The organism is Enterobacter sp. GD03975, from assembly GCF_029838645.1.
Classification (GTDB): Bacteria; Pseudomonadota; Gammaproteobacteria; order Enterobacterales; family Enterobacteriaceae; genus Enterobacter; species Enterobacter quasihormaechei.
Genome location: NZ_JAOBZC010000001.1, coordinates 705,301 through 725,342 on the forward strand (window position 1 = coordinate 705,301; position 20,042 = coordinate 725,342).

Here is a 20,042-nt window from a genome sequence, read left to right on the forward strand (position 1 = left end):
AGAGGTGCGCAATGAGTGCGACAGCAGCATCGACAGCGCCGCAGAATAAATCACTTGAGTGGATGAACCGCCTTCGCGCTAACCCTAAGATCCCGTTGATTGTGGCAGGCGCTGCCGCCATTGCGATTATTGTCGCGATGATCTTATGGGCAAAAAGCCCGGATTACCGCACGCTCTACAGCAACCTTTCCGACCAGGATGGCGGTGCCATCGTCACCCAGCTGACCCAGATGAACATCCCGTATCGCTTTGCCGATAACGGCGGTGCGCTTGAAGTGCCGGCAGATAAAGTGCACGAGCTTCGCCTGCGTCTCGCCCAGCAGGGGCTGCCGAAAGGCGGCGCGGTTGGGTTTGAGCTGCTGGATCAGGAAAAATTCGGCATCAGCCAGTTCAGCGAGCAGGTTAACTACCAGCGCGCGCTGGAAGGCGAGCTGGCCCGTACGATTGAAACCTTAGGCCCGGTGAAAAGTGCCCGCGTGCACCTGGCGATGCCTAAGCCGTCCCTGTTTGTCCGTGAACAAAAGTCCCCTTCCGCCTCTGTGACCGTTAACCTCGAACCTGGCCGCGCGCTGGATGAGGGGCAGATCAGCGCCGTGACGCACCTAGTCTCCAGTGCGGTAGCCGGTCTGCCGCCGGGTAACGTCACGCTGGTGGATCAGAGCGGTCATCTGCTGACGCAGTCCAACACCGCCGGGCGCGATCTCAACGACGCCCAGCTGAAATATGCCGCTGATGTGGAAGGCCGTCTCCAGCGTCGCATCGAAGCGATTCTGGGCCCGGTGGTTGGCAACAGCAACGTGCACGCGCAGGTCACCGCGCAGATTGATTTCTCGAATAAAGAACAGACCGAAGAGCAGTACGCTCCGAACGGGGATGCCTCCCGCGCCGTGTTACGCTCGCGTCAGATCAATGAGACGGAACAGGTCGGCGGCCAGTATCCTGGCGGGGTGCCGGGTGCGCTCTCTAACCAGCCTGCGCCTGCCAACGCCGCGCCAATCTCCACGCCGCCGGCAAACCAGCAGAACGGTCAGCAAACGAATCAGCAGACGACCTCGACGGCGAACAGTGCCGGCCCGCGCAACAGCAGCCGTAACGAAACGACTAACTACGAAGTCGACCGAACCATCCGCCATACCAAACTGAACACGGGCGATATCGAGCGCCTTTCTGTAGCCGTTGTAGTGAACTACAAAACGCTGCCGGACGGTAAACCGCTGCCGCTCACGGCGGAGCAGATGAAGCAGATCGAAAACCTGACCCGCGAAGCGATGGGCTTCTCTGAAAAACGTGGCGATACCCTCAACGTTGTGAACTCACCGTTCAACCCAGTGGATGAAACCGGTGGTGAACTGCCGTTCTGGCAACAGCAGGCGTTCTTCGATCAGCTGATGTCCGCTGGCCGCTGGCTGCTGGTGCTGATTGTCGCGTGGCTGCTGTGGCGTAAAGGCGTCCGTCCTCAGCTTCAGCGTCGTGCTGAAGCCGAGAAAGCCGCGCTGGAACAGAAGAGCACGCGTCAGGACGAGGAAGAAGCGGTCGAGGTTCGTCTCAGCAAAGATGAACAGATGCAGCAGCGCCGTGCTAACCAGCGCATGGGCGCAGAGGTGATGAGCCAGCGCATTCGCGAAATGTCAGATAACGATCCGCGCGTCGTCGCGCTGGTCATCCGCGGTTGGATGGGTAACGAACATGAGTAATACGCTTACAGGCACCGATAAGAGCGTCATCCTGCTGATGACCATTGGCGAAGACCGCGCGGCGGAGGTATTTAAACACCTCTCCCAGAGAGAAGTGCAGATCCTCAGTGCGGCGATGGCCAACGTGCGCCAGATCTCCAACAAGCAGCTGACCGAAGTGCTGGCGGAGTTTGAACAGGAAGCAGAACAGTTTGCTGCGCTCAACGTCAACGCCAACGAATACCTGCGTTCCGTGCTGGTTAAGGCGCTGGGCGAAGAGCGCGCCGCCAGCCTGCTGGAAGACATTCTCGAAACTCGCGACACCGCCAGCGGGATCGAAACGCTCAACTTTATGGAGCCGCAAAGCGCCGCCGATCTTATTCGCGACGAGCACCCGCAGATTATCGCCACCATTCTGGTCCACCTCAAACGGGGCCAGGCGGCCGATATTCTGGCGCTGTTCGACGAGCGCCTGCGCCACGACGTGATGCTGCGTATTGCCACCTTCGGCGGCGTCCAGCCTGCCGCGCTGGCAGAGCTGACCGAAGTGCTGAACAACCTGCTCGACGGCCAGAACCTCAAGCGCAGCAAAATGGGCGGCGTGAGAACGGCAGCGGAAATCATCAACCTGATGAAAACCCAGCAGGAAGAGGCGGTTATTACGGCGGTACGCGAGTTCGACGGCGAACTGGCGCAGAAAATTATCGACGAGATGTTCCTGTTCGAAAACCTGGTCGAAGTGGACGATCGCAGCATTCAGCGCCTGCTCCAGGAAGTGGATTCGGAATCTCTGCTTATCGCCCTCAAGGGCGCCGAGCAGCCGCTGCGCGAGAAATTCCTGCGCAATATGTCCCAACGTGCGGCAGATATCCTGCGCGACGACCTTGCCAATCGCGGCCCGGTGCGTTTGTCTCAGGTGGAGAACGAACAGAAAGCCATCCTGCTTATCGTTCGTCGTCTGGCGGAAACCGGCGAGATGGTGATTGGCAGCGGAGACGACACCTATGTCTGATGAACTGTCGTGGAAGCGCTGGACGCCTGACGATCTCTCCCCTCCTGCCGCAGAGTTCACCCCTGCCATGCTGTCGTCCGACGAGGGCGATACCGATGCGGGCGTGCCGGAACTGAGTGAAGAGGAACAGCGCGCCCAGCTGCTGGCCCAGATGCAAATGCAGGCGCACGAGCAGGGCTTCAACGCCGGGATGAACGAAGGCCGTCAGACCGGGCACGCGCAGGGCTATCAGGAAGGGCTGGCGAAAGGTTTAGAGCAGGGCATCGAGCAGGCGCGCCAGCAGCAGGCGCCGCTACATGCCCGCATGCAGCAGCTGGTGAGCGAATTTCAGCATACCCTGGATGCGCTGGACAGCGTGATTGCCTCGCGCCTGATGCAGATGGCGCTGGAGGCGGCCCGTCAGGTGATCGGCCAGACGCCGGTGGTGGATAACGCCGCGCTGATTAAGCAGATCCAGGCCCTGCTCCAGCAGGAGCCGCTGTTTAGCGGCAAACCGCAGCTGCGCGTTCATCCTGATGACTTGCAGCGCGTGGAGGAGAGCCTCGGCGCGACGCTGAGCCTGCACGGGTGGCGGCTGCGCGGCGATCCGTCACTTCATCACGGGGGCTGTAAGGTCTCGGCGGATGAGGGCGATCTGGATGCCAGCGTCGCGACCCGCTGGCAGGAACTGTGCCGTCTGGCGGCACCGGGAGTCGTCTGATGACCGCTCGCCTGACGCGCTGGCTTAATACGCTCGACAATTTTGAAACGAAGATGGCGCAGCTGCCGTCCGTTCGTCGTTATGGACGCCTGACGCGTGCCACCGGACTGGTGCTGGAAGCCACGGGGCTGCAACTTCCGCTCGGCGCCACCTGCGTGATTGAGCGTCAGGACGGGGGCGACACGCGCGAAGTGGAAAGCGAAGTGGTCGGGTTTAACGGTCATCGCCTGTTCCTGATGCCCCTTGAAGAGGTGGAAGGGATTTTACCCGGCGCCCGCGTCTACGCGAAAAACATCAGCGGCGACGGCCTGCAAAGCGGCAAACAGCTGCCGCTCGGTCCGGCGCTGCTGGGACGCGTGCTCGACGGTAGCGGCAAACCGCTCGATGGCCTGCCCTCCCCCGATACCACCGAAACCGGCGCGCTCATCACTCAGCCCTTCAACCCGCTGCAACGTACCCCGATAGAGCACGTGCTGGATACCGGCGTGCGGCCGATTAACGCCCTGCTCACCGTGGGACGCGGCCAGCGTATGGGGCTGTTCGCCGGCTCCGGCGTGGGTAAATCCGTCCTGCTCGGCATGATGGCGCGTTATACCCAGGCGGACGTGATCGTTGTCGGCCTGATCGGTGAACGTGGACGCGAAGTTAAAGATTTTATCGAAAACATTCTGGGTGCGGAGGGACGCGCCCGCTCGGTGGTGATCGCCGCGCCTGCCGACGTGTCGCCGCTGCTGCGTATGCAGGGTGCCGCCTACGCCACGCGGATCGCGGAAGATTTCCGCGACCGGGGCCAGCACGTGCTGCTGATCATGGACTCCCTGACCCGTTACGCGATGGCGCAGCGTGAGATTGCGCTCGCCATCGGCGAACCGCCGGCCACCAAAGGTTACCCGCCGTCGGTATTTGCAAAACTGCCCGCGCTGGTGGAACGCGCGGGGAACGGCATCAGCGGCGGGGGCTCCATCACCGCGTTCTATACGGTACTGACCGAAGGCGATGACCAGCAGGATCCGATTGCCGACTCCGCGCGAGCGATCCTCGACGGCCATATCGTGCTGTCGCGCCGTCTGGCCGAAGCCGGGCACTATCCGGCCATTGATATTGAAGCCTCGATCAGCCGTGCAATGACGGCGCTGATTACCGAGAAGCACTACGCCCGCGTGCGTAACTTCAAACAACTGCTCTCCAGCTTCCAGCGCAACCGCGATCTGGTGAGCGTCGGGGCGTACGCCAAAGGCAGCGATCCGATGCTCGATAAAGCGATTGCCCTGTGGCCGCAGCTGGAGGCGTTTCTGCAACAAGGTATTTTTGAACGCGCCGACTGGGAAGATTCCCTCCAGGCACTGGAGCTGATTTTCCCGCAGGTGTAACACAGGTGGAGGGCGAAGGTCATGGCGCAAAACAGCGCGTTATCAACGCTGAAAGATCTGGCTGAAAAAGAAGTTGATGATGCCGCATTGCAGCTTGGCGCAATGCGGCGCGGGTGCCAGCAGGCTGAAGAACAGTTGAAGATGTTAATCGACTATCAGCATGAATACCGTACCAACCTTAACACCGACATGACGCAGGGCATTGGTAGCCAGCGCTGGATCAACTATCAGCAGTTTATCCAGACGCTGGAAAAGGCGATTGAGCAGCATCGCCAGCAGCTTAACCAGTGGACGCAAAAAGTCGATACCGCGCTTAACTTCTGGCGCGAGAAAAAACAGCGGTTGCAGGCCTGGCAAACCTTACAGGACCGGCAAATTGCAGCCTCGACCCTGGCGGAAAACCGTCTGGATCAGAAAAAAATGGATGAGTTTGCCCAGCGCGCATCAATGAGGAAACCAGAATGATCACACTGCAACAACTGCTGATGACCGACAGCGACCCGTCCGGCGGCACGCTGGCCGGAAAAGGCGATGAGGGCGCGCAGGATTTTCTCTCTCTGCTGGCTGGCGCGCTGACGGAGGCCACCGGCAAAGGTAAAGATGCCCCGCTGACGCTGGCCGATCTGAAAGCAGCGGGCAGCAAGCTGTCGACAGCGGCACGGGAAAAAAGTGGTGATACCACGCTCCAGGCCAAAATCGCCGAGCTGCTCTCCCGCCAGGAGACACTGACCGGAGAGGAAACTGCCCTCTCCCGGCAAACCCTTGTCTCCGGCCTGAAACCCACAGCGAATACGGACGCGCTGAAGGTGCTGACCCAGACGGACGCGAAGGCAAGCGGCGACACCGCAACCGAAGAGGAAGAGCTGGCCGGGTTAAGCGCGCTGATGGCGATGTTACCGCACCAGCAGATCGCCACCCCAGTGGCGACGACGCCTGCAAGTACGACGGGGATCGCGCCCCGCGCCGCCCTCGCCTCTGCGCTAGCCCAGACGGATAACGGCCAGCAACAGCCGATTAGCCACGCGTTACCGGGCCAGGATAAAACGCCGGTTCAGGATAGCGATACGTCGCTGCCCGCCACGGCATCCGTTACGCCAGCTGTCGCCGCCGTCGCGGAAAAGCAGGACGTAGCGAGCACGGCGTCGCCAGCCTCCAGCCCAACCGCGACGCTGGCCCCGGTCGTCAGCCATCTGCCTGCCCCCCAGCCTGCCGCTACCGTTGCGACAGCACCGGTGTTAAGCCAGCCGCTGGGCACGCACGAATGGCAGCAGAATCTGAGCCAGCACATCACCCTGTTCACAAAGCAGGGACAGCAGACCGCGGAGCTGCGTCTGCACCCGGAGGATCTGGGTCAGGTGCAAATTTCGCTTAAGCTGGATGACAACCAGGCGCAGTTGCAGATGGTTTCGCCTCACAGCCACGTTCGCGCGGCGCTGGAAGCGGCCCTGCCGATCCTGCGCACGCAGCTTGCGGAAAACGGCATTCAGCTTGCACAAAGCAGCGTCAGCAGCGAGGGCTTTGCCGGGCAGCAGCAGTCTTCATCCGGGCAGCAACAGCACGCTTCGCGCTCCGGTCAGCCTGGCGGGTTTAACGATGAGAGCGACGAGTTATTGCCAACCCCAGCCGCCCTGCAATCCGCCGCGCGCGGCAGCCGTGCCGTAGACATCTTTGCCTAAACGCCAGAGGTAACGTGATTATCTCCGTCTTTTCCACGCTTTGACCTAAGCCGGACACGGGATAATCACCGTATTAAGCTGTACCGAAACAGGAAGCTCGTATCAGATGACAGACTCCGCTATCACCAAAAAAAGCAAGCGTTCCATCTGGATCCCGCTGCTGGTGTTGATTACCCTCGCGGCCTGCGCCACCGCAGGCTACAGTTACTGGCGTATGCAGCAGGAGCCCTCCGGCGCGGCCGCCAAAGCTGACGTGCCGCCTCCGCCGGCGCCGGTCTTCTTTCCGCTGGATACGTTCACCGTTAACCTGGGCGATGCGGATCGCGTCCTGTACGTGGGCATTACGCTGCGCCTGAAAGATGAAGCGACCCGTGCACGTCTGAACGACTACCTGCCAGAAGTGCGTAGCCGTCTGCTGCTGCTGTTTTCTCGTCAGGACGCCTCCGCGCTCGCCACCGATGTGGGCAAGCAAAAGCTGGTCGATGCCATCAAACAGACGCTGGCGACCCCGCTGGTCAACGGCCAACCTAAGCAGGAAGTCACTGACGTTCTGTATACAGCCTTCATTCTGCGGTAACGACATGGGCGACAGTATTCTTTCTCAGGCAGAAATCGATGCGCTGCTCAACGGCGACAGCGATAAGAGTGACGATCCGAAGCCGAGTTTAACCGGCGATGATAATGTTCGTCCCTACGATCCTAATACCCAGCGTCGCGTGGTGCGCGAGCGATTACAGGCGCTGGAGATCATCAACGAACGTTTTGCACGTCAGTTCCGTATGGGGCTGTTTAACCTGCTGCGTCGTAGCCCGGATATCACCGTCGGGGCGATCCGCATTCAGCCGTACCATGAGTTTGCCCGCAACCTGCCGGTGCCAACCAACCTTAACCTGATCCATCTCAAGCCGCTGCGCGGTACCGGCCTGGTCGTGTTCTCGCCAAGCCTGGTGTTCATCGCGGTGGATAACCTGTTCGGTGGCGACGGTCGTTTCCCGACCAAAGTAGAAGGCCGCGAGTTTACCCATACCGAACAGCGCGTGATTAACCGCATGCTGAAGCTGGCGCTGGAATCCTACAGCGACGCGTGGAAAGCGATTAACCCGCTGGAAGTGGAGTACGTGCGTTCCGAGATGCAGGTGAAGTTTACCAACATCACCACCTCCCCGAACGACATCGTCGTGAACACCCCGTTCCACGTGGAGATCGGCAACCTGACGGGCGAGTTCAACATCTGCCTGCCGTTCAGCATGATTGAACCGCTGCGCGAACTGCTGGTGAACCCGCCGCTGGAGAACTCACGCCATGAAGATCAGAACTGGCGTGAGAACCTGGTGCGTCAGGTACAGCATTCGCAGCTGGAGCTGGTGGCCAACTTCGCCGATATCTCCATGCGGTTATCGCAGATCCTGAAATTACAACCCGGCGACGTTTTGCCGATAGACAAACCCGACCGCATTATTGCCCATGTGGATGGCGTACCCGTGCTGACAAGCCAGTACGGCACGATTAACGGCCAGTATGCGTTACGCGTTGAGCACTTGATCAACCCGATTTTGAATTCGCTGAATGAGGAACAGCCCAAATGAGTGACATGAACAATCCGTCCGATGAAAACAGCGGAGCACTGGACGATCTGTGGGCTGACGCGTTAAACGAGCAAAAAACGACGCCGACGAAAAGCGCGGCAGACGCGGTATTCCAGCAATTAGGCGGCGGTGACGTCAGCGGCACGTTGCAGGAAATCGACCTGATTATGGACATTCCGGTCAAGCTGACCGTTGAGCTGGGCCGCACCCGGATGACCATTAAAGAGCTGCTGCGCCTGACGCAGGGTTCCGTGGTGGCGCTGGACGGTTTAGCCGGTGAGCCGCTGGATATTCTGATCAACGGCTACCTGATTGCCCAGGGCGAAGTGGTGGTGGTGGCCGATAAATACGGCGTACGTATCACCGATATCATTACTCCTTCCGAACGTATGCGTCGTCTGAGCCGTTAAGCATGAAAACCCAGGCAACAATGTCCGAGCCCTCCGCCGTACCCGGCTCACCGCTGCTTCAGGTGAGCGGCGCGCTGTTCGGTATTATTGCCTTTATCCTTCTCGCCGCCTGGCTGGCGAAGCGTTTCGGTCTGGCGGGGAAAACGGCCGGCACGCGCGGGCTGAAGGTCAGCGCCAGCACCACGCTCGGTCCACGCGAACGCGTGGTTATTGTGGAAGTGGAAGATGCGCGACTGGTGCTGGGCGTGACCGCCTCCAGCATCAACGTCCTGCACACGCTGCCCCCTGCGCCTGCCGCGGTAGAGGCAAACGCCCCGGCCCCTGCGGATTTCCAGTCCGTTATGAAGAGTTTGCTCAAGCGTTCCGGGAGATCCTGATGCGTCGTCTGTTATTCCTTACGCTGGCAGGCCTGGGCCTGTTCGCGCCCTCCGTGTATGCGCAGCTGCCGGGGCTGGTTTCCACGCCGCTGGCGAACGGGGGTCAAAGCTGGTCCCTGTCCGTGCAGACGCTGGTGTTCATCACCTTGCTGACCTTTATCCCGGCGATCCTGCTGATGATGACCAGCTTTACCCGCATCATCATCGTGTTTGGCCTGCTGCGCAACGCGCTCGGCACGCCGTCCGCGCCGCCCAATCAGGTGCTGCTGGGCTTAGCCCTGTTCCTGACCTTTTTCATTATGTCGCCGGTGATCGACAAGATTTACACCGAGGCGTATCAGCCGTTCAGCGAAGATAAAATTTCCATGCAGGTCGCCCTGGAAAAGGGGGCTCAGCCATTACGTGAATTTATGCTTCGCCAGACGCGCGAAGCGGATTTAGCCCTGTTTGCCCGTCTCGCGAACACGGGGGAGCTACAGGGGCCGGAAGCGGTGCCGATGCGCATCCTGCTGCCGGCGTATGTCACGAGCGAGCTGAAAACCGCGTTCCAGATTGGCTTCACCATTTTCATTCCGTTCCTGATCATCGACCTGGTGATCGCCAGCGTCCTGATGGCGCTCGGGATGATGATGGTTCCGCCCGCGACCATTGCCCTGCCCTTTAAAATCATGCTGTTTGTGCTGGTCGACGGCTGGCAGCTGCTGGTCAGCTCGCTGGCGCAGAGTTTCTACAGTTGAGGAGCGCGCAATGACGCCTGAATCGGTCATGATGATGGGCACGGAGGCGATGAAAGTCGCGATTGCCGTGGCCGCGCCCCTGCTGCTGGTGGCGCTGGTAACCGGTCTGATTATCAGTATTCTCCAGGCCGCCACGCAGATTAACGAAATGACCCTGTCGTTCATCCCTAAGATCATTGCCGTCTTCGTGGCGATTATCGTCGCCGGGCCATGGATGCTGAATTTGCTGCTGGACTATATGCGCAACCTGTTCACCAACCTGCCTTACATCATCGGCTGACGGACGATGCTGCATTTCACCAGCGATCAGTTTGTTCAATGGCTCGGGATCTATTTCTGGCCGATGCTGCGCATTATGGCGCTGATCTCCACCGCCCCCATTCTCAGTGAAAAGTCGGTGCCTAAACGCGTCAAAATTGGGCTGGGCATCGTTATCACCGTTATCGTTGCCCCATCCCTGCCGGCGGTGGATATTCCCATTTTTTCCCCGAATGCGATCTGGATTGCCCTGCAACAGGTGATGATTGGCGTGGCGGTCGGGTTTACGATGCAGCTCGCCTTTGCTGCGGTACGAACGGCGGGGGAACTGATCGGCTTGCAAATGGGCCTCTCCTTCGCAACGTTCGTTGATCCCGGCAGCCATCTGAATATGCCCGTGCTGGCGCGCATTATCGACCTGCTGGCAATGCTATTGTTTCTCTCGTTCAACGGCCACCTGTGGCTGATCTCCATGCTGGTGGATACCTTCCATACGCTGCCGATTGGCGACAACCCGGTAAACAGCAACGCCTTTCTGGCGTTGGTGCGGGCTGCCGGACTGATTTTCCTCAACGGGCTGATGCTGGCGCTGCCGATCATTACCCTGCTGCTCACGGTTAACCTCGCACTGGGTTTACTCAACCGAATGGCCCCGCAGCTGTCGGTGTTCGTCATCGGTTTTCCGGTGACATTGACGGTTGGCCTTTTATTAATGTCATTATTGATGCCCCTTATCGCCCCCTTCTGCGAACATTTATTCAGCGAGATATTCAATCTGTTAGCGGATATTGTCAGCGAACTACCACGCAAATAATAACCCGTAGCGTTTGCAATGTCTTTCTGAGGATATTCCTAAAAATAATCTCGAAAAACATCTACCAGGATATATCTGACGCGGTTTAAATGTTTCTAACCACCTCACAATACTTAATATTTACTTTACTTTAAGATGATTCCTGGCAAATTATACGTAACTTTACGGGATAGTGAGTTCGCCTGAAAGTCTTTGTCATGCTCACAGGTTTTATTAGCTTTTTTCCATCCCGTATGGCTGTTTATGAGCTCTCAGGCAGATGGTGAATTATCGTTACGCATTGAGTGAGGGTATGCCATGTCAACGATCATTATGGATTTATGCAGCTACACCCGGCTAGGGTTAACCGGGTACTTAGCAAGCAGAGGGGTAAGAAAGAGAGACATCAACGATGCGCACACCGTTGAAGAACTCGCAGCCGCTTGTGACGTCCACAAGCCAGGCGTGGTGTTTATTAATGAGGACTGTTTCATTCACGACCCCGCTAACAGTCAGCACATTAAGCAGATCATTAATCAGCATCCTAAGACCTTGTTTATTGTTTTTATGGCAATCGCCAATATTCATTTCGATGAGTATTTGCTGGTGCGTAAAAACTTATTAATCAGTTCGAAATCGATTAAACCAGAGTCGCTTGACGACATTCTGGGCGATTATTTGAATAAAGAAGTAAAGAATGTAGGTGCGATTAACTTACCCACCCTATCATTAAGCAGAACTGAATCAAGTATGTTAAGAATGTGGATGGCAGGACAAGGGACAATTCAGATCTCAGACCAGATGAATATCAAGGCAAAAACAGTATCGTCACACAAAGGAAATATTAAAAGGAAAATTAAAACGCATAATAAGCAAGTGATTTACCATGTCGTACGCCTGACAGATAATGTGACGAATGGGATTTTCGTTAATATGCGCTAAGTTGCACGGCCATGTTGTACCCTACCTTGATCTCTGGCCTGGCCAGAGATTTTGCTTTTCAGCAGCCGGAGCCGGGGAGACAACGCCCCCGACGCCGCCCTATTCCGCCGTTTCCACAAAGATCCCATCCGGGTGGCCCAGTTCGTTAAAGAACCAGATGCCGAGCGGGTAATCTTCCAGCGACACCAGATACATCGTGCCTTCATTAAACTCTTCTATCGCCAGCACCACACCCGGGCGGCGCGGCCCACCGTCCGTTTTGACGGTTACCCGATCGTTGACCTTCATACATTTCTCCTGTGGTTTTGAGCCAGTGTAGAACAAATTACCTCCTCTGGCATCGCCGCCCGGCGCGAATGGCGTTTTTGTGTGCGGTCTATACTTAGCTGTGGAGACGGTTAAATGAGGAGCCCGAAATGAAGACCGACAAAGAGTACAGCGACACCATTAAGCGTGAGGTTGAGGTGGACGTCGATGCCCTGCTTGCCGCCATCAATGAAATCAGTGAGTCCGAAGTTCATCGTGCGGAGGATAATTCAGACCGCGTCGTGGTCAACGGTCGGGATTACCATACCTACCGCGAGCTGGCCGAAGCGTTCGAGCTGGATATCCATGACTTTAGCGTCTCGGAGACGAACCGCTAAGGCGAAAAAAATCCCGGTCATGGGGATGACCGGGATCAAACTTGCTTATGCAAGAAGCACTTGTAAATTCGTTACACCAGGAAATCTGATGCAGGTAAGACATTATCCCCAACGGAATTTTCTTACAAGCATATATTCTCTGAGCGAATATAATATTTTATACATGTGAATTTTTGTTATGAGTATAAACCTGCGTCGGGTGTGGGTTTGTCGGGATCGTTACCGGTTCAACGGGGTGACAACGCCTCTCTTTTTTAAGAATTTTCTCATAAAACGCGCCATCTTCCAGGAGAGTTTATGCCTTCGCTTCAGGAGACGCTGCTGGTCTTTACTGACCTCGACGGCACGCTGTTGGATTTTCACACGTTTGACTGGCAGCCTGCCGCCCCCTGGCTGGAGAGATTACAGGATGAGCAGATACCGGTCATTCTGTGCAGCAGCAAAACCGCGTCTGAGATGCAGGACATCCAGCAGGAGCTTGGGCTCGTTGGGCTACCTTACATTGCGGAAAACGGCGCGGTGATCCAGCCTGACGTACGGTGGGAAAACGCCGCCCGGTTCATCTCGGAAAAAAAGCATGACGAAATCCGGCAGTTTATTGACCGGGTTCGTCAGGAACTGCACCTGAAATTTACCACCTTTGATGATGTGGATGAGCGCGTGGTCGCCGAATGGACCGGGCTGAGCCGCCCACGTTCGGCACTTGCACGCAAACATGAGGCGTCCGTGTCGCTTATCTGGCGTGACGGTGATGAACAAATGACGCGCTTCGCAACCGAACTGGCCCGGCAGGGGCTGAAGATCGTCCAGGGAGCACGCTTCTGGCACATTCTGGACAACGCCTGCGGCAAAGACGTGGCGGTTCACTGGCTTGTGGACCAGTATCGCCTGCACGAAGGTAAAGAGCCGACGACGCTGGGCCTGGGCGACGGCCCCAACGATGCGCCGCTGCTGGACAGCGTAGGCTTCGCCGTGGTGGTGAAAGGCTTCAACCGGGAGGGTGTCAGCCTGAAAAATAACGATCCCGCGCGGGTATACCATACGCAGCACACCGGACCGGCCGGCTGGCGTGAAGGGCTCGATCACTTTTTGTCGTGAGCCTGCCAGACAACCCGGTTACGCCCGCGCTGTTTCGCCTCATACAGCCGCGCATCGGCGGCGGATTGCAGATTTTCGAAGTGGTAATCGCCCTTCTCCTGGGCGCAGGAAACGCCAAACGACGCGCTCACGCGCAGGGTCGTACTTTTCTTAATCAGGATCTCTTTGCTGTTGATACGCTCGCGGATCTGTTCTGCGACGTCTGCCGCCTCTTCAATCGTCAGGCCGGGCAGCACGACGCAGAACTCTTCGCCACCGACGCGTCCGGCAATATCATTCGCGCGCAGGGTACTGGCAATCAGCCCGGCGGCGTGGGTCAACACCTTATCACCCGCCTGATGCCCATACCGGTCATTGATGCTCTTGAAGCAGTCGAGATCGATCTGAATGACCGAGAACGGCAGCGACTGCTGTTCACACTGTTTCGCCAGCCTTTTCGCCTGCTCAAACAACGCCCCACGATTATTCAGCCGGGTCAGCGGATCGTGCCAGGCCTGCCATTGCAGCGAGTTCTGCATCGAATACATATTACTGACCATGCGCCGGATCACCAGCCATGAAATCAGCAGCATCGCGGTGAACAGCGCCCAAAGCAGGGCCAAAACAATGCTGATGCTGCCGAAATCTCCGCGCACCCCCTCATCCAGGGTATGGACCCGCAGGACGAGGCCGTCGAAATGATCGAGGCGCGCCCAGCTGATAAAACGGCTTCCCAGGCGAATACCGCCCTCGGTGTCCTGTTCTATGGCGTGCGCGATTTGCGCTAATTCCAGCTCATTGAAATGATTCACCTCGTCCGCTGGCTTCTCGGTGGTCGCCAGCATGTTGAGGCGGCTGTCATACAGCTGGTACTCCCCTTCCGTATGGTCGTCCATTGCCTCCACCAGCAGCTGACGCATGGTGGCAAAGGTAAAATCCATCGCCACCACGCCATACCAGACATGATCGTAGTAAACCGGCACGCTGGCCGTAATGAGCGGCTTTTTTCCGGCAAAGGCCGAGGGAGGAGAGATAAACCACCGAACCGCCCGCGCCCGGTTTTCACGATCGGTCTGCTGCGTAAACCAGGGCTGCGTCACCAGATGGTAATAGCGCTGTGCAATATCGCTGTGATGGGGAGGCGTATCCGTTTCCAGAAAAAAACCCGCGCGAGAAACGTATAATATCCGCTCCTCGTGACGTGAGTTCGTGGATGCCAGGCGCAGCAAATAGCCCACTTCGAGGGCGGCGGAGATCTCCTTATCCAGGTAATCGTCATCGCGGTTAAGCAGCGTTGTTTGTTCAACAAACGCATCCGAAACGCCGTTAATCGGTAACGTGCGTTTAGGATCGACCGCGATTTGCCAGACGGGGGAACGCCTCACGCGTTCAAAACGCTTTACCGCTTCTTGCAGAACCCCAAACGCCAGCGGCGTCTCCAGCGCATCAAGCATGCTGTGGCGAAAATAGAGCATTTTATTGACGCTAAACTGGAGCTGTCTGTCCAGCGCGCTGGCCACCGTTTCCAGATGGTTACGCTGGCTGGAGATGTAGGCCTCCTCCAGCACCACGACTTCGCGCCAGGTCAGGAGGGTGGAAAAGATCAGGACAACGATAAAACAGAGATTAACAATCAAACCGGGATTGCTACGCTTATGCAGCCACTGCAACAAAGATTGTTTTTCAACAAAGGTATCGTGTTGCACACCCACTCCCTGATTGTCGCCCGCCATCCGACAGGATACGTCTTCTGCCAGTAAAACGCCCGGCATGGCCGGGCGTTGTGTGATTAAGCCTTGTCGCGCTCTTGCCTGTTATTCGCAGGCTGAAGCTCGTCTTCTCGAAAAGCCTCACGCTTAATGCCGTATCCGTCATGCCACCGACACTCCACCATTCCGCTGGAATAACCGGTAACAATCATGCCTGGACCACCACTTTTAGGCTTAACTTCATCACTGACCAAAAAGACCATACCTGCCTCCTGTATCAGGGTGAAACGTTTTCAATTTAGACGAGGAATAGCCTTTTTGCACCCGCAGCGCATCAATAATTAATGCGCTGTGCCGCGTACTTTTCCAATCAGCTTAACCACTGCCACCACAATGACACCGACGATAAAGCCCAGCACGAGGTTAAGCAGCGTCGGCAGAATGGCGGCGATTGCCGAACCATAACCCGACGCCAGATGCTCAATGGCATGATGCAGCGGGGCCACGCCGTGCACGATAATACCGCCGCCGACCAGGAACATCGCCAGGGTTCCCACTATCGACAAACTTTTCATCAGCCACGGGGCCAGCACCAGCAGGCTTTTGCCGATACCGCGTGCAATGGCGCTGGATTTTTTTTCCAGCCAGAAGCCGATATCATCCAGCTTGACGATCAGCCCGACCAGGCCATACACCCCAACCGTGACAAGAATGGCAATCAACGAAAGCACCAGAACCTGATTCATCAGCGGTGCTTCGGAGACGATCCCAAGCGTAATCGCCACAATTTCGGCCGAGAGGATGAAATCGGTACGAACCGCGCCTTTGATTTTATCGCGCTCGAACGTTTTTGGATCCTGCGCGGCCAGCGCTTCCAGACGCTGCTGGCGCATCTCGGGGGTGTCTTTTTCTTTGCGCGCCGCAAGCATATGCAGCACCTTTTCGGCGCCCTCGAAGCACAGGAACGCCCCGCCAATCATCAGCAGAGGCGTAATGGCCCAGGGAATAAAGGCGCTGATGAGCAGCGCCAGCGGAACGAGGATCACCTTGTTAATAAAGGACCCTTTCGCTACGCCCCACACCACCGGCAGCTCACGGTTCGCGCGCACGCCGGTCACCTGCTGCGCGTTCAGCGACAGATCGTCTCCCAGTACCCCGGCGGTTTTTTTCGCCGCCAGTTTTCCCATCACCGAAATGTCATCCAGCAAGGTGGCGATATCGTCCAGTAATGTTAATAAGCTACTTCCTGCCAAAATCTCTATCCTTCTTTTTTTGCTAATTAAGTGAATAGTATGGAACAAAACTCACCGCCCGGAAACTGGCACCTCGCGTCAACAAAAATTTCACATAACCAGCCCAATTAAAGCGCTCGCCAGCGAGATAGTTTTGGCGTTAACTATGAGCGACCTTTTTATTCCGTCGTGAGGGACTATGCGTTTCCGGCATTTATTACCGCTCATTGGAGCGCTTTTCTCCCTGTATATCATCTGGGGATCCACCTATTTTGTCATTCGCATTGGCGTGGAGAGCTGGCCCCCGCTGATGATGGCAGGCGTTCGCTTCCTTGCAGCCGGCGTGCTGCTGCTGACGTTTCTGCTGCTGCGCGGCCATAGGCTTCCGCCGCTGCGCCCCCTGCTTAACGCCGCCCTGATCGGCCTGCTGCTGCTGGCGGTGGGCAACGGTGCGGTAACCGTTGCCGAACACCAGAACGTGCCGTCGGGGATCGCCGCGGTAGTTGTCGCGACCGTGCCGCTGTTTACGCTCTGCTTTAGTCGTCTGTTCGGGATCCGCACCCGCAAGCTCGAATGGCTGGGCATCGCGATTGGGCTTGCGGGCATCATCATGCTTAACAGCGGCGGTAACCTGAGCGGGAATCCGTGGGCTGCGGTGATGATCATGATCGGCTCCATGAGCTGGGCCTTCGGCTCGGTCTACGGCTCCCGTATTGAACTGCCTTCCGGGATGATGGCGGGTGCCATTGAGATGCTCGCGGCAGGGATCGTGCTGCTGATTGCCTCCACCCTGGCGGGTGAAAAACTGACGGCGATGCCAGGCCTCTCTGGTTTCCTGGCCGTCGGGTATCTGGCGCTGTTTGGCTCGATTATTGCCATCAACGCCTATATGTACCTGATCCGCAACGTCTCCCCGGCGGTTGCCACCAGCTACGCCTACGTTAACCCGGTGGTTGCCGTGCTGCTGGGTACCGGTTTCGCTGGCGAAGTGTTGTCGCCAATTGAATGGCTGGCGCTGGGTGTGATTGTTTTTGCCGTGGTGCTGGTCACGCTGGGTAAATATCTGCTGCCCGCGAAGCCGGTTGTCACGCCGTGTGGGGTGGAAAAACCGTGATCGGGTGAATGCCCTGGGTGTCGATCTGCGCGGCCTGACCGCCGCCGCAGATCCACTCTTCCAGCCGTTCCGTCAGTTCCACATCATTCAGCTTCATTTTTCCGCGCAGCGCGCACTCCCAGACAATCAGCACCCGCCAGCCCTGGGCGTAAAGCTGCGAAACGTCGCGTTTATCCCGCTCGACGTTCCTACCAATCTTCTCCAGCCAGAACTCGGTGCGCGTCGCCGGGACTTTAAACAGATAGCAGTCGTGATGATGCCAGAAACAGCCGTGGGTAAAGATGATGCACTGGTACGCGTCGATCACGAAATCGGGACGCCCGCCAAGCGTGGCATCCTGAACCCTGAATTCAAACCCGACGGCGGTCAGGAGGCCAGCGATCCGTTTTTCAATCGCGGTATCACGCGTGCCGATGGCGCGCATGTTCTTGCTGCGCGTGGCCTTATTGTGAACGTCCGCCATTGACGGCCTCACTCTGACGAAGCTGAACGGCCTTTCTGATGCGAGAGGCCAGCAGTTTTGCGACAGCGGCAAAAGCCGGCACCACCACCGAGTTACCAAACTGGCGGTAGGCCTGGGTGTCCGACACCGGGATGCGAAAACGGTAGCCCTGCGGCGTCTCAAACCCCATTAAGCGGGCGCACTCGCGCGGGGTTAAGCGCCTTGGCCGGTGCTGTTGGTTCTGCGGATCGTCGAAATTTTTTTCACCCAGCGCCTTATCCCAGCCGCGATCGATAAGAATTTCCGCGCCATCTTTGTAGTAGCGCGCCGACAGCGTGCGCGTCACGCTGTCGAGATTAAGCGGATTAACCATGCCAAACCCAAAGCCGTTGCCTTTTGCCTGATGCTTTTTGGCATAACGATAGAGGTATTTCCACAGCACCGGCGTCAGAATAAATTTTGCATCGACGGCGGGCTCCAGCAGCTCGGCCACCGTCGGACGACGCGCCGGATAGAGCGAGGGCAAATCACGCAGCGTAAAATCGCCTTTCAGATTGAGATCGCGGCGGAAACCCACCAGCACGATGCGTTCGCGGTGCTGTGGCAGGAAGTGTTTGCCGTCGATAATTTTCGGATCGTCCGGCCCCATATCCTCTGCATCCGCCACGTCGTAGCCTAGCTCATCCAGGGTTTGCATGATAATGCGGAAGGTTTTGCCCCCGTCATGGCTCTTTAAATTCTTAACGTTCTCCAGCACAAAAATCGCCGGGCGACGGGCATCAATAATCCGGGCAACATCAAAGAACAGCGTGCCCTGCGTATCGCAGGCAAAGCCGTGCGCGCGCCCCAGCGCGTTCTTCTTCGATACGCCAGCCAGCGAGAACGGCTGGCAAGGGAAACCGGCCAGCAGCACATCGTGCGCCGGTATGGTGTTACGGATATGTTCGGCGGCCTCTTCGTCGCTGATGCCGGTTTTATGGCTCAGGGTGACGTCACGAATATCCGCATTGAACTGGTGCGCGTCGGGGTCGCAGTACCAGTTCGCTTTATAGGTGCGCACGGCATGTTTGTTCCATTCGCTGGTGAACACGCACTGCCCGCCAATGGCTTCAAAGCCATGGCGAATGCCGCCGATGCCGGCAAAGAGATCGATAAAGCGAAAAGCATAATTCGGATGCGCGGCAGGAGGACGCGGCAGCAAATTTTGCAGGTAGCGGAACTCGCCGTCGCTGAGGCGGTGTCCTGCCCTGTCGCTTATCAGCAGCCGTTTGAGTATCGCCGGGCTCCAGTGGCTCTCGCCATGAGCCTCCAGCTGATTTGCCAGCGTTTTAGCATCATACATTTCCAGCAGCTGACGCAGGAGTGCCTGCACGGCTGCCGTTGATTTCTCAACCCGCTCGGGCGCGGGCACAGTCACTGATCGATTTTCCTGCATTCTCTTAACCGGGCAATAAAGACAGAAAACAGAGTACCACAGTTCAGGATCGCAGACTGCGACGGAAATGGTTCAGCACCTGGCTATCTGTTCCGAGGTAATCCCCCTGTAATTCGGCACTCAGCTTCGCCATAAACTGGATCAGGAAATCAGCATTGTGACGCGCAAGCTCCCGGCCTCGCGCGGTTTGCATGGTGTCCGGCAGGCGCAGGAGTTTGGTCTGAAAGTGGTCGAGCGCGAAAGTTTTATCATCCAGCGCTCGCGCCCCGGCAAACGGGTCGTCGGCGTCAAACAGCGCGACGCCCAGCGCCCCCGACACGGCAAACACGCGCGCCAGGCCAATGGCGCCCAGCGCCTCCAGCCGGTCAGCGTCCTGCACGACTTTCGCCTCTGTACTCTGCGGCGCAATGCCCGCACTGAAGCTGTGCGCCTCGATAGCGTGCTCAACTGCCGCATAGCGCTCTGCCGGAAAGTCAGGAAACGCGCCGCTCAGGATCTCGCGCGTTTTGCGCGCCGCCAGCCGCGAGGACTGACTCCGCTCGGGATGGTTTTTCGGCAGGCTGACAATGTCGTGGAAGTAGCAGGCGGCCAGCACGACCAGCGGATCGGCGCCCTCCCCGGCCATGATGGTCTGCGCGGTCATCCAGACGCGGCGGAAATGCGCAATATCATGCGCCGCATCCTCGGTAGAATGATTTTCATTGAGCCAGCGTTCAAAGCGGTGCTGCCACTGCGCATGTTCCATTATGACGTCCTGTAGTTCGAAAGCGTGAAATTATAATATATCCAAATGAAAGGATTTAAAAAATAGAAATGCGAAATACTTAATAATAATTACCCGCTATATATTCAAGG

The 20,042-nt window shown here is 57.5% G+C and carries 24 protein-coding genes; 17 read left to right on the plus strand and 7 right to left on the minus strand.

The features are described from left to right. Positions 1–11: 11 nt before the first annotated feature. From fliF to rcsA, 14 genes are all read left to right on the plus strand, one after another. Positions 12–1,694, plus strand: a complete 1,683-nt coding sequence (gene fliF / locus N5C09_RS03405; RefSeq protein ID WP_063868414.1) for a flagellar basal-body MS-ring/collar protein FliF — start codon at positions 12–14, stop codon at positions 1,692–1,694. Further along, on the plus strand, positions 1,687–2,685 hold the full coding sequence (gene fliG, locus N5C09_RS03410; RefSeq protein WP_003859608.1) for a flagellar motor switch protein FliG: 999 nt from the start codon (positions 1,687–1,689) through the stop codon (positions 2,683–2,685). Before fliF ends, fliG begins: the two co-directional genes overlap by 8 nt. After that, entirely contained in the window at positions 2,678–3,385 is a 708-nt protein-coding gene (gene fliH, locus N5C09_RS03415; protein WP_279748444.1) for a flagellar assembly protein FliH, read from the plus strand. The genes fliG and fliH overlap by 8 nt, the downstream gene beginning before the upstream one ends. Continuing rightward, positions 3,385–4,755, plus strand: coding sequence for a flagellar protein export ATPase FliI (fliI, locus tag N5C09_RS03420; protein WP_063450177.1), 1,371 nt, complete (start codon positions 3,385–3,387; stop codon positions 4,753–4,755). The genes fliH and fliI overlap by 1 nt, the downstream gene beginning before the upstream one ends. A 21-nt stretch (positions 4,756–4,776) precedes the next feature. After that, positions 4,777–5,220, plus strand: a complete 444-nt coding sequence (gene fliJ, locus N5C09_RS03425; RefSeq protein ID WP_006811155.1) for a flagellar export protein FliJ — start codon at positions 4,777–4,779, stop codon at positions 5,218–5,220. Beyond that, on the plus strand, positions 5,217–6,431 hold the full coding sequence (fliK, locus tag N5C09_RS03430) for a flagellar hook length control protein FliK (protein ID WP_279748445.1): 1,215 nt from the start codon (positions 5,217–5,219) through the stop codon (positions 6,429–6,431). The genes fliJ and fliK overlap by 4 nt, the downstream gene beginning before the upstream one ends. Before the next feature lie 106 nt (positions 6,432–6,537). Then, positions 6,538–7,008 (plus strand): flagellar basal body-associated protein FliL, encoded by a 471-nt coding sequence (gene fliL / locus N5C09_RS03435; RefSeq protein ID WP_032103821.1) that lies wholly within the window; start codon positions 6,538–6,540, stop codon positions 7,006–7,008. Between the two features lie 4 nt (positions 7,009–7,012). Continuing rightward, positions 7,013–8,017 (plus strand): flagellar motor switch protein FliM, encoded by a 1,005-nt coding sequence (gene fliM, locus N5C09_RS03440; protein WP_063450179.1) that lies wholly within the window; start codon positions 7,013–7,015, stop codon positions 8,015–8,017. Continuing rightward, complete coding sequence (fliN, locus tag N5C09_RS03445; RefSeq protein ID WP_279748446.1) at positions 8,014–8,427, plus strand: flagellar motor switch protein FliN; 414 nt, start codon at positions 8,014–8,016, stop codon at positions 8,425–8,427. The genes fliM and fliN overlap by 4 nt, the downstream gene beginning before the upstream one ends. Before the next feature lie 2 nt (positions 8,428–8,429). Beyond that, a complete protein-coding gene (gene fliO, locus N5C09_RS03450; RefSeq protein ID WP_279748447.1) occupies positions 8,430–8,804 on the plus strand; it encodes a flagellar biosynthetic protein FliO in 375 nt (124 codons plus the stop codon). Further along, positions 8,804–9,541 carry a flagellar type III secretion system pore protein FliP gene (gene fliP / locus N5C09_RS03455; RefSeq protein WP_232951959.1) on the plus strand — a complete coding sequence of 246 codons (738 nt, stop codon included), beginning with the start codon at positions 8,804–8,806 and terminating at the stop codon, positions 9,539–9,541. The genes fliO and fliP overlap by 1 nt, the downstream gene beginning before the upstream one ends. Positions 9,542–9,551: 10 nt before the next feature. Continuing rightward, entirely contained in the window at positions 9,552–9,821 is a 270-nt protein-coding gene (gene fliQ / locus N5C09_RS03460; RefSeq protein WP_003859587.1) for a flagellar biosynthesis protein FliQ, read from the plus strand. A 6-nt stretch (positions 9,822–9,827) separates the two neighbouring features. Further along, a complete protein-coding gene (fliR, locus tag N5C09_RS03465) occupies positions 9,828–10,613 on the plus strand; it encodes a flagellar biosynthetic protein FliR (RefSeq protein WP_063450181.1) in 786 nt (261 codons plus the stop codon). A gap of 297 nt (positions 10,614–10,910) precedes the next feature. Further along, positions 10,911–11,534: a transcriptional regulator RcsA gene (gene rcsA / locus N5C09_RS03470; protein ID WP_006811161.1), complete on the plus strand. Its 624-nt coding sequence runs from the start codon at positions 10,911–10,913 to the stop codon at positions 11,532–11,534. Between the two features lie 99 nt (positions 11,535–11,633). On the opposite strand, the gene dsrB is transcribed toward rcsA, so the two are convergent. Continuing rightward, positions 11,634–11,822 carry a protein DsrB gene (dsrB, locus tag N5C09_RS03475; protein ID WP_003859583.1) on the minus strand — a complete coding sequence of 63 codons (189 nt, stop codon included), beginning with the start codon at positions 11,820–11,822 and terminating at the stop codon, positions 11,634–11,636. A 128-nt stretch (positions 11,823–11,950) separates the two neighbouring features. Here dsrB and yodD point away from each other — a divergent pair, with 128 nt between their 5' ends. Both yodD and N5C09_RS03485 read left to right on the plus strand, forming a co-directional pair. Continuing rightward, the gene (gene yodD, locus N5C09_RS03480; protein ID WP_017383339.1) at positions 11,951–12,178 is read left to right on the plus strand and encodes a YodD family peroxide/acid resistance protein; all 228 of its coding nucleotides are present in this window, start codon (positions 11,951–11,953) and stop codon (positions 12,176–12,178) included. A 297-nt stretch (positions 12,179–12,475) separates the two neighbouring features. Beyond that, positions 12,476–13,276, plus strand: a complete 801-nt coding sequence (locus N5C09_RS03485; RefSeq protein WP_279748448.1) for a mannosyl-3-phosphoglycerate phosphatase-related protein — start codon at positions 12,476–12,478, stop codon at positions 13,274–13,276. Here the strand turns inward: N5C09_RS03485 and dgcQ are convergent. From dgcQ to N5C09_RS03500, 3 genes are all read right to left on the minus strand, one after another. Then, positions 13,261–14,961 (minus strand): cellulose biosynthesis regulator diguanylate cyclase DgcQ, encoded by a 1,701-nt coding sequence (dgcQ, locus tag N5C09_RS03490; protein WP_112793153.1) that lies wholly within the window; start codon positions 14,959–14,961, stop codon positions 13,261–13,263. The genes N5C09_RS03485 and dgcQ overlap by 16 nt on opposite strands. Before the next feature lie 83 nt (positions 14,962–15,044). After that, on the minus strand, positions 15,045–15,227 hold the full coding sequence (locus N5C09_RS03495; protein WP_063450184.1) for a DUF2158 domain-containing protein: 183 nt from the start codon (positions 15,225–15,227) through the stop codon (positions 15,045–15,047). Between the two features lie 78 nt (positions 15,228–15,305). Then, a complete protein-coding gene (locus N5C09_RS03500) occupies positions 15,306–16,217 on the minus strand; it encodes a DUF808 domain-containing protein (protein ID WP_064910395.1) in 912 nt (303 codons plus the stop codon). Positions 16,218–16,395: 178 nt separating this feature from the next. On the opposite strand from N5C09_RS03500, the gene yedA reads away from it, so the two are divergent. Further along, a complete protein-coding gene (gene yedA / locus N5C09_RS03505) occupies positions 16,396–17,310 on the plus strand; it encodes a drug/metabolite exporter YedA (RefSeq protein WP_203463482.1) in 915 nt (304 codons plus the stop codon). Here yedA and N5C09_RS03510 read toward each other — a convergent pair. From N5C09_RS03510 to N5C09_RS03520, 3 genes are read right to left on the minus strand one after another with little or no spacing between them, the layout of a single operon-like run. Beyond that, positions 17,282–17,773: a very short patch repair endonuclease gene (locus N5C09_RS03510; RefSeq protein WP_279748449.1), complete on the minus strand. Its 492-nt coding sequence runs from the start codon at positions 17,771–17,773 to the stop codon at positions 17,282–17,284. The two genes, yedA and N5C09_RS03510, sit on opposite strands and share 29 nt — an antisense overlap. Further along, on the minus strand, positions 17,754–19,187 hold the full coding sequence (locus tag N5C09_RS03515; RefSeq protein ID WP_279748450.1) for a DNA cytosine methyltransferase: 1,434 nt from the start codon (positions 19,185–19,187) through the stop codon (positions 17,754–17,756). Before N5C09_RS03515 ends, N5C09_RS03510 begins: the two co-directional genes overlap by 20 nt. A 43-nt stretch (positions 19,188–19,230) precedes the next feature. Next, a complete protein-coding gene (locus N5C09_RS03520; protein WP_063450189.1) occupies positions 19,231–19,932 on the minus strand; it encodes a phosphohydrolase in 702 nt (233 codons plus the stop codon). Positions 19,933–20,042: the final 110 nt, after the last annotated feature.

Excerpts from the sequence above, each read along its gene's own strand:
- fliF (WP_063868414.1), top strand. The coding sequence starts at position 12 with ATGAGTGCGACAGCAGCATCGACAGCGCCGCAGAATAAATCACTTGAG.
- fliG (WP_003859608.1), top strand. The coding sequence starts at position 1,687 with ATGAGTAATACGCTTACAGGCACCGATAAGAGCGTCATCCTGCTGATG.
- fliH (WP_279748444.1), top strand. The coding sequence starts at position 2,678 with ATGTCTGATGAACTGTCGTGGAAGCGCTGGACGCCTGACGATCTCTCC.
- fliI (WP_063450177.1), top strand. The coding sequence starts at position 3,385 with ATGACCGCTCGCCTGACGCGCTGGCTTAATACGCTCGACAATTTTGAA.
- fliJ (WP_006811155.1), top strand. The coding sequence starts at position 4,777 with ATGGCGCAAAACAGCGCGTTATCAACGCTGAAAGATCTGGCTGAAAAA.
- fliK (WP_279748445.1), top strand. The coding sequence starts at position 5,217 with ATGATCACACTGCAACAACTGCTGATGACCGACAGCGACCCGTCCGGC.
- fliL (WP_032103821.1), top strand. The coding sequence starts at position 6,538 with ATGACAGACTCCGCTATCACCAAAAAAAGCAAGCGTTCCATCTGGATC.
- fliM (WP_063450179.1), top strand. The coding sequence starts at position 7,013 with ATGGGCGACAGTATTCTTTCTCAGGCAGAAATCGATGCGCTGCTCAAC.
- fliN (WP_279748446.1), top strand. The coding sequence starts at position 8,014 with ATGAGTGACATGAACAATCCGTCCGATGAAAACAGCGGAGCACTGGAC.
- fliO (WP_279748447.1), top strand. The coding sequence starts at position 8,430 with ATGAAAACCCAGGCAACAATGTCCGAGCCCTCCGCCGTACCCGGCTCA.
- fliP (WP_232951959.1), top strand. The coding sequence starts at position 8,804 with ATGCGTCGTCTGTTATTCCTTACGCTGGCAGGCCTGGGCCTGTTCGCG.
- fliQ (WP_003859587.1), top strand. The coding sequence starts at position 9,552 with ATGACGCCTGAATCGGTCATGATGATGGGCACGGAGGCGATGAAAGTC.
- fliR (WP_063450181.1), top strand. The coding sequence starts at position 9,828 with ATGCTGCATTTCACCAGCGATCAGTTTGTTCAATGGCTCGGGATCTAT.
- rcsA (WP_006811161.1), top strand. The coding sequence starts at position 10,911 with ATGTCAACGATCATTATGGATTTATGCAGCTACACCCGGCTAGGGTTA.
- dsrB (WP_003859583.1), bottom strand. The coding sequence starts at position 11,822 with ATGAAGGTCAACGATCGGGTAACCGTCAAAACGGACGGTGGGCCGCGC.
- yodD (WP_017383339.1), top strand. The coding sequence starts at position 11,951 with ATGAAGACCGACAAAGAGTACAGCGACACCATTAAGCGTGAGGTTGAG.
- N5C09_RS03485 (WP_279748448.1), top strand. The coding sequence starts at position 12,476 with ATGCCTTCGCTTCAGGAGACGCTGCTGGTCTTTACTGACCTCGACGGC.
- N5C09_RS03495 (WP_063450184.1), bottom strand. The coding sequence starts at position 15,227 with ATGGTCTTTTTGGTCAGTGATGAAGTTAAGCCTAAAAGTGGTGGTCCA.
- yedA (WP_203463482.1), top strand. The coding sequence starts at position 16,396 with ATGCGTTTCCGGCATTTATTACCGCTCATTGGAGCGCTTTTCTCCCTG.
- N5C09_RS03510 (WP_279748449.1), bottom strand. The coding sequence starts at position 17,773 with ATGGCGGACGTTCACAATAAGGCCACGCGCAGCAAGAACATGCGCGCC.
- N5C09_RS03515 (WP_279748450.1), bottom strand. The coding sequence starts at position 19,187 with ATGCAGGAAAATCGATCAGTGACTGTGCCCGCGCCCGAGCGGGTTGAG.
- N5C09_RS03520 (WP_063450189.1), bottom strand. The coding sequence starts at position 19,932 with ATGGAACATGCGCAGTGGCAGCACCGCTTTGAACGCTGGCTCAATGAA.